Below are 16,803 nucleotides of genomic sequence, written 5' to 3'. Positions count from 1 at the left end.
TTGGCCTCGACGGGGAGGCGTTTCCGCCTGAGGCCTTCGGCCCCTCCAGGCGAAAGAGACCTGACATGTGCGAATGGGACGCCACCAGCGTCGAAGGCAAGGACACCATCCTGCGGGTCGTACGCGAGGAGGCCGAGCGATTCTTCGCCCTCGCGGAACCCGAGGAGGCCTGGGAGGCCCCCACCGCCTGCGCGGGGTGGCACGTCAGGGACGTCGTGGCGCACATCGTCGACACCACCGAGGGCTACTTCGCCGCCTTCGACGTGGCCCGCGCCGGAGCCCAGGCCGACGACCCGTACGGGCTGCCCGCGATGGGCGCCCGCGTCAACGAGCAGGCGATCTCGTTCCGCAACACCACCCAGAAGGAGCTGCTTGACCGGGCTCGCACCGACTTCGAGAAGATGCAGGCCATCCTGACCGACCTCAGCCCCGAGGACTGGACCGGGTTCCTCGTGGTTCATCCGTACATGGGCCCCGTGCCCGCCTACTTCTACGCCGCCGGCCAGCTGATGGACTTCGGCGTGCACTCCTGGGACATCCGCGAGGGCACCGGCCGCAACCACGCCATGTCCGGCGACGCCGCCGACCTGCTGGTGCCGTTCATGCTGGTCCTCTGGCAGTACACGATCAAGGCGGACGCCGACCTGACGCCGTTCTCGGTGGGCCTGCGCATCGGCGGTCGCAACGGCGGCGACTTCCGCGTTGACATCGGCGCGGAGGGCATGGCGTACGCCCCTGGGGACATCAGCGATCTCCCCGCGGTGATCGAGTTCGACGCGGCCAGCATGGTCCTCACCACGTTCGGCCGGGGAAACTTCGGCACGGTCCGCGGCGACCTGAACCTGGCCAACCGCTTCCTGAACCTGTTCTTCCGCATCTGACCGACGTCCCGCTTCCCCCGGCACCCGCGCCGGGGGAAGCCGGCATGGGCGAGGATGACCGCGTGGACGCTGATGTCGAGGAGTTGCGAACCCGTGTACGGCGGTTCGCTGACGGTGATGTCGCGGCGGTGACCAGTGCAGAGGCGGCCAGTGTGGCGGCGCGGGTGGCCGCATCGGTGGAGCTGGGGCAGTCGGTCGGTGTGCGCCGATTACAGGCGTTGGGTATGTACCATCTAGCGCGCTTTCAGGCACTCGACGCGGAGATGGATTTGAAGCGGGCTATGGCCCTCTTCCAGGCGTTGTACCCGGTGCGGCCCGATCTGGTGCCGGAGGGTCTGCACAGCCTGCTCGCGGAGTCCGTCGACGGGAGCGATCTGCTGCGGCGGGCGCTGGATGAGGAGGACGCCGAGCTGCTGGATGCGGCCATCGAGGTGCTGACCGGGCAAGCCGAGGACGGGCAGGCCGCGGTGCTCGCCAACCTGGGCACCGGACTTGTCGAGCGATTCCATCTGGCGGGGGATGTCGACGATCTCGACGCGGCGGTGAACACGTTCCGCCGTGCGGTCGACGCCGCTGCCGCCGACGATCCACAGCGCCCCGCCTTCCTGTCCTATCTCGGTTCCGCGCTGCGCGAACGTTTCGAGTCGCGTGGTGTGCCAGCCGATTTGGACGCCGCGGTGGTGGCACACGAGCAGGCCGCGGCCGCGCAGGTGACCAGCCGTGCCTTACGGGCGGTGATACTCCACAATCTCGGCAACGTGCTTGTCGATCGGTTCCGCCAGCGCGGTTCCGCCGACGATGTGGCGACCGCCATCCGCGTTCTGCGTGCGGCCATCGCCATGACGGAGGACGGCGACTCGCGCCGGGTGAGCATCCACAACTCGATCGCGGTGGCGTCGCGCGCCCGGTTCGATCGGTGGGGCGACGCGGACGACCTCGATGCAGCCCGCGATGAACTGCTCGCCGCCACGTCCCTGCCAGGCACCACCTTTTCGCTGGTCAACGCCTGGAACAACCTGGGGACGACGATGGCGGCCCGGTTCGAAACCAGCGGCGACCTGGCCGACCTCGACACGGCGATCACCCACCTGGACCGGGCCGCGCGGCTGGCTGACGGCACTCCGTCGCAGGCGGACGTGCTCATGAATCTCGGCAACACCCTGCTGACCCGCTACGAGCAGCGCGGCGCCGACGCGGACCTCGAAGAGGCGATCCGGAATCTCACCAGGGCCGTGGAGCGCTCGGACGCGGATGATCCGGCGCTGGCGGTCCGGCTGAGCAATCTCGGCCTCGGATACGGTGACCGCTTCGAGCACACCGGCGACCCGGCGGATCTGGCGGAGGCGGTGTCGGCTTGCGAGCGCGCCGTCGAACTCAGTGTCGACCACGCGCAGCGTGCGGACATGCTCAGCAATCTCGGCAACCTTGTCGGAGTGGCGGCCGGCCACAGCGGCGCGCTGCTCGATCTCGACGCCGCGGTCGCGGCGCTGGTCGAGACGACCGGGTCGCTGCCGGAGGGCCACCCGGACGGGCCGCGTTACCAGAACAACCTTGGCCTGGCCTGGCTGGCCCGCTTCGAACGGACCTCGCTGGCCGCCGATCTCGACGCCGCGGTGGAGGCGTTGCGGGTCGCGGTGGCGCGGGTGCGGCCGGACTCCCCGGAACGGTCCGGCTACCTGTGCAATCTCGGTTCGGCGCTGAGGACGCGGCATTTCGCCGTCGGCGACCCCGCCGACCTGGACGCGGCGATCGTGCTCTTCGAGCAGGCTCTGGACGCGCTACCCGAGGGCCATCGCGACCGGAACGGCATGCTCGGCAACCTCGGCAGCGCGCTGACCGAACGGGCCCTGCGCACGCCTTCCGGCGGGGACGACCGCCGGCGGGCGCTGGCCTGTCTGCGCCGTGCCGCCATGGGGAATCCGGAGGATTCGCCGTCGCGGGCGCTGCAGGAGTTCCATCTCGGGACCGCGCTGACCGCGGCAGGGGCGACCGAGCTGGAGATCTCAGACGGTCTGGCGGCGCTCGCCAAGACCGTGGCCGCGGACGGCGCGGCGCCGTCACTGCGGCTCTCGGCCGCCCGTACGGCAGGCCGGGCCGCTCACGCCAGCGGCGAGCACTCGCTGGCGCTGGCGGCGTATCGGGTGGCGCTGCTGCTGCTTCCGCGGGTGTCCGGGCGCCGGCTTCGCCGTACCGACCAGGAGTTTCACCTGGGCGAGGTGTCGGGGCTCGTCGGCGACGCCGCGGGCTGCGCGATCGGGCTGGGCCGGCACGACGAGGCCCTGGAACTGCTCGAACAGGGCAGGTGCGTGTTGTGGAATCAGCAGGTCAGCAGTTACGGCCTGGCCGGCCGGGAGCACGCGGCGGATCCCGTCGCGGCGCAGCGGCTGAAAGAGATCCTCAGCCTGCTGGACGAGGACGCCCTGCGCCCCGCCTTCAGCCGGGGCGGGATGCGGCAGGTGTCGGCCGTGCTGAGGGAGCGGCACGCGCTCGTGCGCAGGGGCGAGCTGCTTGACGAGCTGAAGGAGTTGCTGGTTCGGCTGTCCAGGTACTGACCGGGCTGCTCACGGTCCGGTGTGGGTGAAAGGAAGCCAGTGGTCCAGCGGCCGGCCGCTGTCGCGCAGGTCACGTACCGCCTTGTGCAGGGCGATCGCGGCGCTCTCCGGGTCGAAGACGCCTGGTGGGGAGATCAGGGCCGGGTAGACCGCGGCGGTCACCTCCGCCGCCACGGCCGGGTCGACCGCCCACAACGTCGCCACCACGTGCCGGTAACCGGTGTAGCTCAGCGCGGCGGCCAGCGTGATCGCCTCGTCCGGGACGTGCAGGCCGCCGGTCGCGGTACGGCACGCCGAAAGGAAGGCGAAGTCGCCCGCGTAACGGTTCGCGCTGAGCCGCAGGACGGTCAGCGTCCCGTCAGACAGTTCCAGGCCGGCCATGGACGGGTCGGTGATGTCCTGGTAGCCGTGGCAGCTCAGGTGGACCCAGCGGTGCTCGGCCATGGCCTGCTGGACGGACCCCATGGTGGCGTTCCGGCCCTCGACGACGGTCAGGCCGCCGGGGAACCGCTCGTTGAGGAAGTGGTGTTCGCGCGCCACGTCTTCGACCAGTTGCAGCTGGTCGGGCACGTCGGGCACGCCCACGAACAGCAGCCGGTCAGGCCCGGGAGCCGTCTCGGACGGGGACGGTCGGAGTGCCTCGCCGAGCGCCCGCAGTGTCGGAGTGTAGGAGGAGACGACATGATCGAGAACCGCGCGGCCGTCGGCGGCTGCGTGGTAGCCGGCGCCGTGCAGCGGTAGCAGGGTCAGCAGACCGGTCGGGCACCACCACAGGCGGGGCGGCACTTGGCCAGGGGCGACGGGAGAAAGCCGGAGAGCCGTCAGGACAGGGCCGGCCACGCTGTCCCACAGCCACTCCATCGTGGAGCGCAGGACGTCGTCACGCTCACGAAGGGCACGCGCCCGCGCTTCGAGGGCCGCCGTGAACGGCAGCGTGGGGTCGAACTGCCCCTCGGCCTGGAGAACTCGCAGGTAGTGGAATGTGCGCCGGGACACTTCGTCGGCGGTGAGGCCAGGCAGTTCGACCACGCGAACGCCGTCCGGCCTGACGACGAGCGCGTCGCACCGCCATCGGCTCACGTTGACGACGACCACTGGCCCGTGCCTGGCCGCGCTTAGCAGAGAGCCCGGTGATGGCGGGCGCAGGAAATCACGGAACTCGTCGAGCTGCCGCACGCGCTCGACCAGGCCGTCCCATTCCCTGGCCAGCGCTATCCGCCGGTCGGCTTCTCGCGTATGGCGGTTTCCCGTATCAGCGGTCACTCGTCAGGTCCGCCCGTTCCGGTTTCCGTTCCAACCTCGATAACGTACTGTACGACGGCACCGGCGGCCGTCGTCAGCGGGAGAATCCCATGGACCTGCAGTCTGATCAGGATCTCATCGGCGACATCCCGCTCTATCTGACGCCCGCCAGCAAGTCGGTGGAGTCGGCGCCCAACAAGATCGCCCTGGGCTTGATCAAGCTACGCAAGTGGCAGGTTCACCGCCTGGCACCGCTTGCCGCCGGCTTCGACCGGCAAGACGCCTACCTGGTGCGGGTCAACTACGAATTCGACATCGCGCCCGATGTCCCGCCTCCGCTGTGGGCCGAGGTGCAGTTCGAGTTCATGCTCGAGGAGGTCACCGTGGTCGACGCCATGCCGCGCGCGGTGACCGCCCCCGCCGCCGCCAGTTCGTGGACCCTCACCGGGGAACTGCAATTCGCCCGTCGCGACGGAGACGGCCACGGATGGCCGGCCGGCTCGCCGGCGGCCGCCATCGCTCTGCCCGCGATCTCGCCGGACATCGAATGTTTCGGCGTCGGCGGTGAACTGGTTCGCTGGCGGCACACCGGCAAGGTGCCTCCGGGCACGCACACCGGCGTGTTCGCGCTGCTCGTACCGGCACAGCACGACACACTGCCGGTGACGGCGGAAGGCACCTACTACGTGCGAACCCCTCCCGATCTCCAGCTGCGCCCCACCGGCCGCCGTGACGCCTTCGACGTCCCCCTGCGCTCACGGCATCGAGCCACCGGGACGTCCCCAGCCAAGGACGCCGGATCCCGAGGTCGCGGACCCCGGGTCTTCGTCTCCTACGCGCAGGAGTCGCGCGCCCACAAAGACGCCGTCCGCGATCTTTGTACGCTGCTGCTGGACCAAGGGCTGGACGTCCACTACGACCAGCAGGGCCTGGACAAGCGACGGAACTGGGACCGTTGGATCAATACGCAGATCCAGCGAGCCCACTACGTGATCGTTGTCGCCTCACCCGCCTATCGTGAGGCGGGGGACGGGTCCCTGCCCGAGGGGGTTCGTCTGGGCGTGCGGTTCGAATACGCGCGCCTGGCCGACCTGCTCCACCGATTCCCGGACGAGTGGACGGAAAAGATCCTGCCCGTCGTCCTGCCCGGGCGCTCTCACGAGGAGATCCCGCTGAGCTTCCTGCCGGGCCTCGCCGACTACTACCCGGTTACGGACATGACCGAGCAGGGCGCGCGCAAGTTGCTGCGCGTCCTGCTCCGTCAGGCCGACACGTCATGAGCCGTCCGGGGACGGGTGGCCCAGAGCGTTCAGCCGCTCCCTGACCACGGCGGCGCGGCGGTCCCCGATGTCCTCCAGCAGCTTCGCCGCGTGGCGCAGGTGGGTCCGCGCTTCGGTGACCCGCCGCGACAGCAGCAGCGCGCCGGCCAATCGTTCGCACGCCTCCGCCTCGTAGTATCGGTTGCCGACCGCGCGGTGCAGGCGAAAAGCGGCGCTGAAGTGTTCCACCGCCTCCTCCAGCCGGCCGAGCCCGGCCAGCGCGGTGGCCAGCGCGCTGCCGCTGTGGGCACGGCCGTAGTCGTCACCGAGCGCGTCGAACAGCCGCAGCGCGCGGCGATGATGGTCGACCGCCCGGTCCGGAGCCCCCGCGCCCAGCGCCGCGCGCCCCAGCAGATTCAGCGTGCTCGCCTGGCCGGCTCGGTCGCCGACGTGCTCGTATAGAGCCAGGGCGCGTGCGGCGCACTCGGCCGTCCGCGCGTGCCGGCCGAGTCGCACGTAGACCCCGCCCAGTCCGTTCAGCGCGTTGGCCTGGCTCTTCTCATCTCCATGCAGGCGAAGCGCGGCGTTGTACTCGCGGCAGGCGTCGTCGTATGCGCCCATCTCGTTGTAGGCACGCCCGAGTGACTGGCGCAGCCGTGCCTCGACGACGGTCTCACCGGCCTGTCGCGCGGCCCGGACGGCCGCCTCATGGGTTTCGGCCCAATCCGACCATCGTGCCGTCAGATAGGCGTAGTTGGACAACGTCCAGGGCAGCTGCCAGGCGTAGCCACGCCAATTCTCACGCTGGGCGAGTCTGGTCGCGGCGAGGAAGTTGTCATACTCGGCCGCGAACACGCCCATGGCATCGTCGCCATCGTGGAGCGGGGGCACCAGCTCTGGGCGTGCGCAGGGCGGAACGGGGATGTCCCGTCGATGGGAGTTGATCAGACGGTCGGCCCGATGAGCCAGGTGGAGGTAGTGGTTGAGCAGGCTGCCGAGCGCGATGGTGTGCCGGTCCCGCCGGGCCTTTTCCAGGCCGTATTCCCGGATGAGGTCGTGAAAGGCGAACCGCCCGCCTCCGGTCGGCGCCAGCAGGTTGCGGCGCACGAGATCCTCGAGCCCGTTTCTGGCCGCTTCGAGGGAGAGTCCGGTGAGCGCGGCCGCGGCCCGCACGTCGAGGTCAGGTCCCGGATGCCGCGCGAGCGTACGGAACATCCAGGCCGTCTTCGCGGGCAGCGCGTTGTAGGACAGGGACACGGCCACCCGGACGTCGGCTTCGCTCGCATCCGCCAGGCGCAGCGCGTCCAGCGCCGCGTTCGCGGCGTCAAGATCCCGCAACAGGGATCGCAAGGGCCGGGTGGGCTCCACGGCCGCCTTGGCGGCGACGATGCTCAGGGCCATCGGCAGTCCAGCGCAACGCCGTACCAGGCCGTCCATCGAGGCGCGGTCATCAGCCCGGTCCGGTCCGACGTAGCCGGCGATCAGCCGGCGGGACTCCGCGGCCGTCAGGAGGGGCAGGCGGCGCTGGTGCGCGCCGTGCCGGATGACCAGTCCGTCGAGCCTGTCCCGGCTGGTGACCAGGGTGAAGCACTCAGCGGATCCCGGCAGTAGCGGCAGGACCTGCGCGCTGTCGCGGGCGTTGTCGATGAGCAGCAGGATCCTGCGGCCGGCCAGCAGGCTACGCAGCAGGGCCGATCGGGCGTCCAGCTCCGCCGGGACGGCGCTCGCGGGGCCTTGCAGGGCCACCAGAACCATGTGCGCGGCGTCGGCCGGATCCACCGGTGGCCTGCGGCGGTCGAAGCCGTGAAGATCGACATAGATCTGGCCGTCGGGAAATCGATCCTTGACCCGGTGGCCCCAGTGCACCATCAGCGCGGTCTTGCCGATGCCCGGGGCGCCGTCGAGGGCGCAGATGGTCGCGGTGCCCGGTCGTCGATCGTCCACCAAGCCGGTGAGGAAAGCGATCTCGGCCTCGCGTTCCACGAAGTGACGTGTCGAGGGAGGCAGTTGACGCGCCACGACATGCTGGATCGGTGGGGCGCCGGTCAGGTGCAGGTCGCCATAGATAGCGCCGGATTGGACCACGACCCCGACCGACGAGGAGACGACGTTCGTGATGTCTTCCACAATGGCCTCTCCTTATGCAGCCGCGCACAAATCACCACGTCGGGAAAAGGGAATATAGATCACCATTTATGAAATCATGTCGTCGGTGCCCGGACCAGGGCACCGAATTCTGCGGCAATGCCGATGGTTTCTGTCACACCGGCTTGCGCACCTCGACACGAGGGTTATAGGAATAACGGTCAGGACAGGTGGTATGCGAGATGGCGATGTCGGGCGAATCGGAGCCGGAAAGGCTCGTCACCGCTCCGGACGCTGGCTCCGATGAGGCGGGCGAGCTGCTCGGCGAGTTATGGCACCGGATCGAGGCGGGTTCCGGTGGTGACGCCGGCGCCGTGCTGGACGAGACCGCGCTGCGTATCGCGGATCGTTTGCTGCGCGTGACGGCGACCTCGTCCGGGGAGACACCGGTGGAGGTGGTGCACGCCATCGCCATAATGCGGGTGATCCGCTTCCTGTCGGGGGCGGGTGATGACGAACGATCGCCGGCGCTTTCCCTGCTGACAGAGGTTTGGCGGGCCGTACCGGAACTGGTGTCTGACGATGTGTTCGCGGCGCTCGGTGCGCGAGCCGACGATGGTCTGGCGCTGCTCGGCAGTGAACTTCTCCAGCGGGCTCAGCTTTCCGCGGACCGGAGCCTGCTTGACCAGGCCGTCGACGTGCTGGAGGAGGCGGTGCGCGCCGAGCCGGCCGGCGACGAGCTCGCGGGGCGGCTGTCCAACCTCGGCCTGGCCTACCGGCTGCGGGCCGAAAGGTACGGCGTCGGCGACGACCTGCGAAGCGCGCTGGCCGCGGGTGAGCGGTCCGTCTCGGTCTGCCCCGAGGGCGCGTTCGAGCAGGCCGGGTGCCTGGCCAACCTGGCCGACTCCTTTCTCGCCCGGTTCGAACGCGACAGTGACCCGCGCGACCTGCGGCAGGCGCTGGCGGCCTACCGTGCCGCCGTGGTCGCCGCACGGGACGGCCACCCACTTGAGGTTGTGGTGGCCGGCAAACTGGGGATCGCGTTGAAGGAGCGTTTCGTGATGTCCGGCCACCAGGAGGACATCGACAGCGCCGTCGATCTGTGCGCTCGCGCGGCTGCCTCCGTCGCTCCGGGTGACGTTTTCTATGCCCAGTGCCAGACGAATCTGGGCAGCGCGCTGGCCGTGCGCGCCACCTGGAACAACCTCCGCGGTGACATCGAAGCCGCCGTCACCGCGTGCCGGAACGCTCTCGACGCCACCGCCCCGGGCGAACCGGCCGCGTCGGTCCGGTGGTCGAACCTGTCCGCTGCCCTGCACGACCGCTATGAGCTGCTCAGGGCTCGTGACGACCTGGACGACGCGGTCGCGGCCGCGCAGTCGGCTCTCGCCGGCGCGGGCCCGCACACCCCTGAACACCGGGCCCTGCTGTTCGCCAACGTGAGCAACATCCTGCGCATCCGCGGTGATCTGGACGACGACCGGGCCGACCTCGAAGGGGCGGTGGACAGCGCCAGGAGCGCGGTGAAACTATCCCCGACCGGACATGCGGAACGGGCAAATCGCCTCAATAACCTTGGTACGGCGCTGCTGAGCCGGTTCGAGGCCGAACAGCGACAGAATCCCGGCACGGGCGCCGCCGTCGACCTCCTCACCGAAGGCATCGCGGCGCTCACGGAGGCGACGCGGGACGACGCCCGCAACTCCAACCTCGTCGGCAGCCTCAGCACCTTGGGCCTGCTCCTGCTCAAGCGCTTCCAGCACGCCGGCGCGGCCGACGATCTCACCGCCGCGATCGAAGCCTCCAGCGCGGCCGTCGCGGCCTGCCCCGCGGAGCATCCCCTGCTCGCCGGCATCGCGTTGAACCTCGGCTCCGCCTGGCGGGAGGCTTTCGAGCACCGGGGAACCGACGCCGAACGCGCCGCGGCGATCCGTTCGTGGCAGTCCGGCACCGTCGCCGCCACCTCCCCTTCCGTGTTCCGCCTGGCGTGTGCCCGCCAATGGGCAGAACTCGCCGCCGAACAGCGTCTGTGGCACCTGGCGGCAGAAGGGTACGGTCATGCCGTCGCCCTGCTTCCGGTGGTCTCCTGGCGGGGCCTGCGGAGGCTCGACCAAGAGAACGAGCTGATGCGCCAGGCCACGGTGAGTAGGGACGCGGCAGCGGCACTGCTCGCCACGGCGGATCCGGCGACCGCTCTCGCGCATCTTGAGCAAGGACGCGCCGTTCTGTGGACGCAGCGACTCGACCTGCGAAGTGGCCCGGCGGCACTGCACCACACCGCACCCGAACTCGCTGAAGGTCTGGACCGGGTCCGGGCCGCGCTCGATGGTGTCAATGCCGTCGTGACGCCGTCGTTGCGGCAGCACTGACGGGTAGCTTCACGACATTTCTATTGTGAGGACTTCTTCCGGGGTGTCGGGCTGTCCTCGCCCGTGGCCGTCCATTGCCGGCCGATGGTTGCGAGGGACTTCGGGGGTGGCACCTGGGGCACCTCGTATCCGATGGCCTCGACCCGTTCCGCCTGTACTTTCGTCGTGGACACCCCGAACTGCCTGTCCCGCTCGGCGATCAGTTCCGGGTTCGACTGGCCGTCGCCGGTCAGGGACCACATCAGCAGCGGCTCGCCCAGGGGCACCGGGGTGGTCGGGTCGGGCCAGGTGTGCCACGTCTTGCCCCAGGTGGTGAGCAGGTTTGTCATGAAGTCCAGCTCTTCCTGGGGGGTCATGGCCGGGGCGACCAGTCCGCCGCCCAGCACCTCGTAGGTGTGCGGGTGCCAGTACTTCTTCTCCTCGTCCGGGAGGGATCGGAAAAGCTCGTCGGACACGATGTACTCGACGCCGAGCAGCTTCGCCCCTGGGCCTGCCGAGTCGTACAGGAGGCACTGGTGCATTCCGTGGTCGCCTTCGCCCCGCATCCCGCAGTAGTGCATGGTGGTCACCTGGACCTCGGGGTTGTTCTTGGCAACGTGGAAGCCGCAGAAGAAAAGGTCGTGGTTACTGATCGGGCCCATGACCTTGCCGGCCTCTTGACGGTTCATCTGGTATTCCCCCTCGAGAACGTGCCCCGGCTCTCGCCGGTCCGCTGTTCCTACCCCGGCCGGCGCATCTGACCCTGGTCAATCGAACAGCAGCCAGAAGAGGGCGATGAGCACGCAGATGACTCCGACGTATTTCTTGGTGGGTTCACGGCCCAGCCAGGCGCTCCAATTAGTAGGAATTATGTCCAGTTTGCTGGGTGAATACAGATGCATGATGCCGGAGGCTTCTCCGCCTTCCACGGAATGGAAACAGTGCGTACAGTCATAGTCACCAGGCGAGCGATGGAGGGACTGCGTGGGCAAGAGTGGCGGAGGGTCGTCCAGCGCCGCCGAGACCACTTCGAGCACCCCGCTGGTGGCGGTTGGCGACATCGGTTCCGAGGAGGCCTTCCTCGCCGCGATCGATGAGACCATCAAGTACTTCAACGACGGAGACCTCGTTGAAGGCACCGTCGTCAAGGTCGATCGAGACGAGGTCTTGCTCGACATCGGCTACAAGACCGAGGGCGTCATCCCCTCCTCCGAGCTTTCGATCAAGCGTGATGTCGACCCGGCCGAGGTCGTCGAGTTGGGTGAGCACGTCGAGGCCTTGGTTCTCCAGAAGGAGGACAAGGAAGGCCGTCTGATCCTGTCCAAGAAGCGCGCGCAGTACGAGCGCGCCTGGGGCACGATCGAGAAGATCAAGGACGAGGACGGCATCGTCGTCGGCACGGTCATCGAGGTCGTCAAGGGTGGTCTCATCCTCGACATCGGGTTGCGCGGCTTCCTGCCCGCCTCCCTGGTCGATATGCGGCGGGTCCGCGACCTGCAGCCCTACCTGGGCCGCGAACTCGAGGCCAAGATCATCGAGCTGGACAAGAACCGCAACAACGTGGTCCTGTCCCGCCGCGCCTGGCTCGAGCAGACCCAGTCCGAGGTGCGCCAGACCTTCCTCAACACCCTGCAGAAGCGTCAGGTCCGCAAGGGCGTCGTCTCCTCGATCGTCAACTTCGGCGCCTTCGTGGACCTCGGCGGCGTCGACGGACTGGTCCACGTCTCCGAGCTGTCCTGGAAGCACGTCGACCACCCGTCCGAGGTCGTCGAGGTCGGCCAGGAGGTCACCGTCGAGGTGCTCGACGTGGACATGGAGCGCGAGCGCGTCTCCCTCTCGCTTAAGGCGACGCAGGAAGACCCGTGGCAGCAGTTCGCCCGTACCCACCAGATCGGGGAGGTCGTGCCCGGCCGGGTCACCAAGCTGGTGCCGTTCGGCGCGTTCGTCCGCGTCGAGGAGGGCATCGAGGGCCTGGTTCCCATCTCCGAGCTGGCCGAGCGCCGCGTCGAAAGCCCTGAGGAGGTCGTCCAGGTCGGCGACGAGATCTTCGTGAAGATCATCGACATCGACCTCGACCGTCGCCGCATCAGCCTGTCGCTCAAGCAGGCCAACGAGGGCGTCGATGTCGAGTTCGACCCCACGCTGTACGGCATGGCGGCGACCTACGACGACCTGGGCAACTACATCTACCCCGAGGGCTTCGACGGCGAGACCGGCGAGTGGCTTGAGGGCTTCGACAAGCAGCGCGAGGAGTGGGAGCGGCAGTATGCCGAGGCCCAGGCCCGCTTCGAGGCGCACAGGTCGCAGGTTGAGAGGGCACACAGAACAGAAGATCGAGCCTACGGCAATGGCCAGGACTACGCGCCAGATGGGCCCCGCCATGCTTCAGAGGGCGATCACGCGGACACGTTGCCTTTCGCTGGCGCCGAGACTTGGGATATTGCGCCGCTAGATGTCGCGGATATTCCACGCGCGCTCGCTTTGGCTGTCGGCGGTCCAGAAGTGGCGGTCACCATACTAATGTCTGCACGAGCCCTCGAGTCGAGCTCGGAACATTCCGATTATGCCTACTCGAGGAAAATTCTCCGCGATATTCGCATTGCTATAGAGATGGCATCGGAATTGTGGGCTCCCAGCATAATACCCGTCTGGCTGCAATCTCATAATAGTTTTCTTGCGGGTGGGCGGCCGCTGGACGTCCTGCTTCGAGGCGGAATAGACGACGTACTGAATGCCTTGGATGCCGAGATATCAGGGACATTTTCCTGATGTTAGTATATCGCGTATTTCCGCAGCTGGCCGACGCCGACCCTGGCGGAGAGGGTCATGCACTGTATCTCCATAAAGATCAAGGCGCCGGAAGGCTGGATAATCAAGGCCATTATTCCGTATGGTATTTCGCGCTGGAACAAAGTGGCGCGATAGGCGAAGCGTTTGGCAATCTGTCGGCCTGGTCGGACGAAATGTTCTCATTTCCGAAGCTGGCGGGTAGTCAACGTTCACTAGCCACGTACGCGCTTCCCGACGACTCGTCATTGCTCGATCTTGACGACGCCCATAACCTTCTGAGCCGTGGTCTTCGGCCGACTCAAGTGATGGAGCGAAATCGCTCAGCGACCCAGAGTTGGGCGCTTCGGATATTTCTGGAACGCAACGGTAGCGGTAGCCGGTGCTGGGACGGGGTGCGCTGGTGGAGTTTCCATCGCCCATCATGGAGGATTGTCGGCTACTGGGGTGACGAGCCGCCACGGCTGGTCAAGGTTGAATCACTTGGCCTGGAACATGAGGCAGTCATCGACGCGGCGCGCGCCTTGAACAAGTTAATAACGTACAAGGACGCCGTCCCTTCAAGCGTTTCAGATTTGGGCCCTTCGAGCTTGATCGGCGAGCGGTGAAGGGCTTGATTTGTTAAGCAGCGCGGCTGAGCCCGGAAGGCTCACTCCCGGCGGCCGAACGGCGGCGTGTCCGTCAGCGACCATGTCACGCGGTGATGGAGCACTTCTCCAGGGGTCAGGCGGGTCAATGGTGACATGGTCTCGGCCTCGACCAGCCGGGCGGTGGGGCGCAGCCCGTCCAGGCCGTCAAGGTCATCGTCGGTCGGATACTGCATCCAGATGGCGATCTCGGATCCGCCGTCGGGGTATGCGGCTCCCTCCCGCACGTCGAATCTCTGGGTCAAAGTGATCCCGCCCGGGGCGACGACGGCCAGCCAGCCGGCAGTGCCCCCGACGCCGATCTTGCCGACCACGTCGCGAACCGGCACCCGCCCCAGCCCCGGGGAGACCCGCTCCAGGGCCGGCGCCCCGTCGGGGGCGAACAATGTCACCGGCGCCCGGTGCCGCTCGGTCAGCCCGATCCACACCCCGGACCGGTCGTCGCCGTGCGCCTGGAACGACTCCGTCTCGAACTGGGTCACCGTCCACGCCGCCCATCTCACCGGCCGGTCGCTGACGTTCTCCAGCTCGCTGTCGACCACGATCGTCGCCTCGTCCCGCGCCAGGGTGATGGTGCGGGTGATGGCCAGGCCGGTGCGGGGGTCGTCGCCGCTGCGCATGCGGACGCGCAGCTCGGTCCGCTCCAGCACGGTGTAGGCGCCGGCGTCCAGGACCGGGTCGGGCGGTCCCGCCCACTCCTGGTCCGACGCCCACCCCTGCGGGGCCGGCCACGTCTTGTCCCCGCCCCAATTCGCCCAGCTGCTGAAACCGGTCGGGGCGGGGAGCCGTGCGGCGGCATCGGTGAGCGAGAAGGCCGCGTCGAGCAGCTCGGGGTTGCGCCACAGCCACTCCCTGCCGCCCGCGTGCAGGGAGATCATGCGGCCGCCGAGACCCGGCAGGACGACCGCGCGTATCCAGGGACTGACGAGCTGGATCATCAGCTCGGCGAGGGGACCAGGCAGACCTTGCCGGTCCGCCCCGAATCAGCCAGGCGGTAGGCTTCGTCGGCCTTCTCCAGCGGCAGGATGTCGGTCACCAGCCGCTGCGGGCTGAGATCCCACCGGACCAGGCGGCAGGCGAGCTCCTCCATGGCCGGCAGGGAGGTCACCCAGGAGGCGTACAGGGTCAACTGGCGGTGCAGCAGCAGGTCGGAGACCTCCGTCTCCAGCCGGCCGCCCTCTCCCACGAGCGAGACCCGGCCCCACTCCGCCGCGCCGCGGATCGCGACGCCGCGGCCGGCCGCCGAGCCCGAGCAGTCCATGGTCACGGTGCAGCCGCGCCCCGCGGTCACCTCGTCCAGCGCCTCGGCGACGCCGTCGTCGGCGGTCAGGACCTCGTCGAACAACTCCAGGGAACGAGCGTGCGCGACGCGCTCGGGCGAGCGCTCCACGCCGATCACCCGCGCCGTGCCCAGCCCTCGGGCGATCATGGCCGCGGCCAGCCCGACCGGGCCGAGGCCGACCACGAGCAGGTCGTCGCGGCCGCTGACCCCGGTGCGCAGCAGCCCTTCGTAGGCGGTGCCGAACCCGCACGCGATGAGGGCGCCGTCGACGAACGACAGCTCATCGGGCAGCGGCACCGCCGTGCTCTCCTCGACGAGGACGTATTCGGCGTGGCCGCCGTCGCGCTGCCAGCCGTACGCCGACCGGTGCCGCGGGTCGGTGCAGCTGATCATGTATCCGCGGCGGCAGTTGGCGCACCGGCCGCAGCCCACGATGTGGTAGACGATGACCCGGTCGCCCACGCCGAATCGGCGGCAGCCCGGGCCGGCCTCCACGACCTGGCCGCTGGGCTCGTGCCCCGCGACGACCCCCTTGTAGGCGGGCCCCTCCTGCCCGGCGTGGGTCTTGTGGCCCCGATAGATGTAGGAGAGGTCGCTGCCGCAGATGCCGGACGCGCCCACCCGTACGAGCAATTGCCCGGGACCGGGGATCGGCACCTCCACCTCGCGCAGGACGGCGGTGAAGTCGCCGGGCAGGAAGACGCCTCGCATGCTCATGTGGTACGAACTCCGTTCCGCCGGGACAGCAGCACGTTGATCAGAACGGCGCCGACGATGATGACGCCGCGGACCACGTCCTGGAAGAAGGCGTTGACCCCGAGCAGGACGAGGCCGTTGCCGATGATGGTGATGAAGGCGACGCCCAGGAGGGTCCCGAGCAGCGATCCCTTGCCGCCGGCCAGGGAGGTGCCGCCGATGACCACCGCGGCGATGACGTCGAACTCCAGACCGACCGACGCCCCGCCGTTGCCGGACCCCAGGCGCGCGGCCAGCAGCAGGCCGCTGAGCGCGGCGAGCAGGCCGGTCGTCGCGAACAGGAGCACCCGGATCCGGAAGACGTTGATTCCCGCGAGGCGGGCGGCTTCGGCGTTGCCGCCGACGGCGAAGACCGAGCGGCCGTAGGCCGTACGGTTGGCCACGAAGAGGAACACGCCGAAAAGGATCGCCATGATGATGGCCGGGGTGGGGATCCCGAGGATGCTTCCGGCCAGCAGATCGAGGAACCCGTTGGACTCCATCGGCACCGGCAGGCCGTCGGTGATGTACTGCGCCAGCCCGCGCAGGCCACTCCACAACCCGAGGGTCGCCACGAACGAGGGGATGCCCCACCTGGCCCGCAGGAAGCCGGCGCCGGCGCCGAGGAGCAGGCCCACGGCGAGGCACAGCAGGACCGCGAGGGCGAACGGGACGTGCCACTCCCCGGCGGCTTTGGCCAGCAGGACGGAGGAGAACGCCACCGCCGGGCCGATGCTGATGTCGATCTCACCGGCCACGATGACGAGGGTCATGGCCCACGCCACCACGCCGATCGTCGCGGCGTCGCGCAACATGGCCAGCTGGTTGGTCACGGACAGGAACCCCGGCGCGGTGGCGGCGAGGATCACGAAGAGCACCACGATGGCCCCGATGAGGCCGATCTCGTTGAGCCGCTGCGTGCTGCGTCCCGCCCGGGTCTGCCGTTCGGCCACGGGCGGGGCTGTGGGCTTGGTCGTGCTCATAT

Annotated in this window: 11 protein-coding genes and 1 pseudogene; 6 read left to right on the top strand and 6 right to left on the bottom strand. The window is 68.7% G+C overall.

Features of this window, described 5'->3' with window-relative positions; translation table 11 throughout:
* The first annotated feature begins 65 nt into the window (after nt 1-65).
* Both Aple_RS18425 and Aple_RS18420 read left to right on the top strand, forming a co-directional pair.
* Nucleotides 66-881 carry a maleylpyruvate isomerase family mycothiol-dependent enzyme gene (locus tag Aple_RS18425; protein WP_155345853.1) on the top strand — a complete coding sequence of 272 codons (816 nt, stop codon included), beginning with the start codon at nt 66-68 and terminating at the stop codon, nt 879-881.
* Nucleotides 882-925: 44 nt separating this feature from the next.
* Complete coding sequence (locus Aple_RS18420; RefSeq protein WP_155345852.1) at nt 926-3,433, top strand: tetratricopeptide repeat protein; 2,508 nt, start codon at nt 926-928, stop codon at nt 3,431-3,433.
* Nucleotides 3,434-3,442: 9 nt separating this feature from the next.
* Here the strand turns inward: Aple_RS18420 and Aple_RS18415 are convergent, their stop codons facing one another.
* A complete protein-coding gene (locus Aple_RS18415; protein ID WP_170321546.1) occupies nt 3,443-4,696 on the bottom strand; it encodes a CHAT domain-containing protein in 1,254 nt (417 codons plus the stop codon).
* Between the two features lie 89 nt (nt 4,697-4,785).
* Here Aple_RS18415 and Aple_RS18410 point away from each other — a divergent pair, with 89 nt between their 5' ends.
* A complete protein-coding gene (locus Aple_RS18410; RefSeq protein ID WP_170321545.1) occupies nt 4,786-5,955 on the top strand; it encodes a toll/interleukin-1 receptor domain-containing protein in 1,170 nt (389 codons plus the stop codon).
* Here the strand turns inward: Aple_RS18410 and Aple_RS18405 are convergent.
* Nucleotides 5,950-8,061, bottom strand: coding sequence for an ATP-binding protein (locus Aple_RS18405; RefSeq protein WP_155345849.1), 2,112 nt, complete (start codon nt 8,059-8,061; stop codon nt 5,950-5,952). The genes Aple_RS18410 and Aple_RS18405 overlap by 6 nt on opposite strands.
* Nucleotides 8,062-8,267: 206 nt before the next feature.
* Here Aple_RS18405 and Aple_RS18400 point away from each other — a divergent pair, with 206 nt between their 5' ends.
* Nucleotides 8,268-10,388, top strand: coding sequence for a hypothetical protein (locus tag Aple_RS18400; RefSeq protein WP_155345848.1), 2,121 nt, complete (start codon nt 8,268-8,270; stop codon nt 10,386-10,388).
* Between the two features lie 20 nt (nt 10,389-10,408).
* On the opposite strand, the gene Aple_RS18395 is transcribed toward Aple_RS18400, so the two are convergent.
* Nucleotides 10,409-11,056 (bottom strand): DUF1264 domain-containing protein, encoded by a 648-nt coding sequence (locus Aple_RS18395; RefSeq protein WP_155345847.1) that lies wholly within the window; start codon nt 11,054-11,056, stop codon nt 10,409-10,411.
* 295 nt (nt 11,057-11,351) lie between these two features.
* On the opposite strand from Aple_RS18395, the pseudogene rpsA reads away from it, so the two are divergent.
* Both rpsA and Aple_RS18385 read left to right on the top strand, forming a co-directional pair.
* Nucleotides 11,352-12,719 (top strand): annotated as a pseudogene (gene rpsA / locus Aple_RS18390) (30S ribosomal protein S1); the annotation flags it as partial.
* 416 nt (nt 12,720-13,135) lie between these two features.
* Entirely contained in the window at nt 13,136-13,762 is a 627-nt protein-coding gene (locus tag Aple_RS18385; RefSeq protein WP_155345846.1) for an RES domain-containing protein, read from the top strand.
* A 41-nt stretch (nt 13,763-13,803) separates the two neighbouring features.
* Here Aple_RS18385 and Aple_RS18380 read toward each other — a convergent pair whose 3' ends face one another.
* The 3 genes from Aple_RS18380 to Aple_RS18370 are packed head-to-tail and all read right to left on the bottom strand — an operon-like array spanning nt 13,804 to nt 16,801.
* Nucleotides 13,804-14,739, bottom strand: coding sequence for a DUF4380 domain-containing protein (locus Aple_RS18380; RefSeq protein ID WP_155345845.1), 936 nt, complete (start codon nt 14,737-14,739; stop codon nt 13,804-13,806).
* A complete protein-coding gene (locus Aple_RS18375) occupies nt 14,739-15,800 on the bottom strand; it encodes a zinc-dependent alcohol dehydrogenase family protein (RefSeq protein ID WP_155345844.1) in 1,062 nt (353 codons plus the stop codon). Before Aple_RS18375 ends, Aple_RS18380 begins: the two co-directional genes overlap by 1 nt.
* Nucleotides 15,797-16,801 (bottom strand): ABC transporter permease, encoded by a 1,005-nt coding sequence (locus tag Aple_RS18370; protein WP_155345843.1) that lies wholly within the window; start codon nt 16,799-16,801, stop codon nt 15,797-15,799. Before Aple_RS18370 ends, Aple_RS18375 begins: the two co-directional genes overlap by 4 nt.
* Between the last annotated feature and the right edge of the window lie 2 nt (nt 16,802-16,803).

Source organism: Acrocarpospora pleiomorpha, assembly GCF_009687885.1.
Classification (GTDB): Bacteria; Actinomycetota; Actinomycetes; order Streptosporangiales; family Streptosporangiaceae; genus Acrocarpospora; species Acrocarpospora pleiomorpha.
This window is presented reverse-complemented; position numbering and strand designations above follow the sequence as displayed.

Bases quoted from the DNA above. Each gene is read 5' to 3' on its own strand.
- Aple_RS18395 (WP_155345847.1), bottom strand. From the start codon at position 11,056: ATGAACCGTCAAGAGGCCGGCAAGGTCATGGGCCCGATCAGTAACCAC.
- Aple_RS18425 (WP_155345853.1), top strand. From the start codon at position 66: ATGTGCGAATGGGACGCCACCAGCGTCGAAGGCAAGGACACCATCCTG.
- Aple_RS18375 (WP_155345844.1), bottom strand. From the start codon at position 15,800: ATGAGCATGCGAGGCGTCTTCCTGCCCGGCGACTTCACCGCCGTCCTG.
- Aple_RS18380 (WP_155345845.1), bottom strand. From the start codon at position 14,739: ATGATCCAGCTCGTCAGTCCCTGGATACGCGCGGTCGTCCTGCCGGGT.
- Aple_RS18385 (WP_155345846.1), top strand. From the start codon at position 13,136: ATGTTAGTATATCGCGTATTTCCGCAGCTGGCCGACGCCGACCCTGGC.
- Aple_RS18370 (WP_155345843.1), bottom strand. From the start codon at position 16,801: ATGAGCACGACCAAGCCCACAGCCCCGCCCGTGGCCGAACGGCAGACC.
- Aple_RS18420 (WP_155345852.1), top strand. From the start codon at position 926: ATGGGCGAGGATGACCGCGTGGACGCTGATGTCGAGGAGTTGCGAACC.
- Aple_RS18400 (WP_155345848.1), top strand. From the start codon at position 8,268: ATGTCGGGCGAATCGGAGCCGGAAAGGCTCGTCACCGCTCCGGACGCT.
- Aple_RS18410 (WP_170321545.1), top strand. From the start codon at position 4,786: ATGGACCTGCAGTCTGATCAGGATCTCATCGGCGACATCCCGCTCTAT.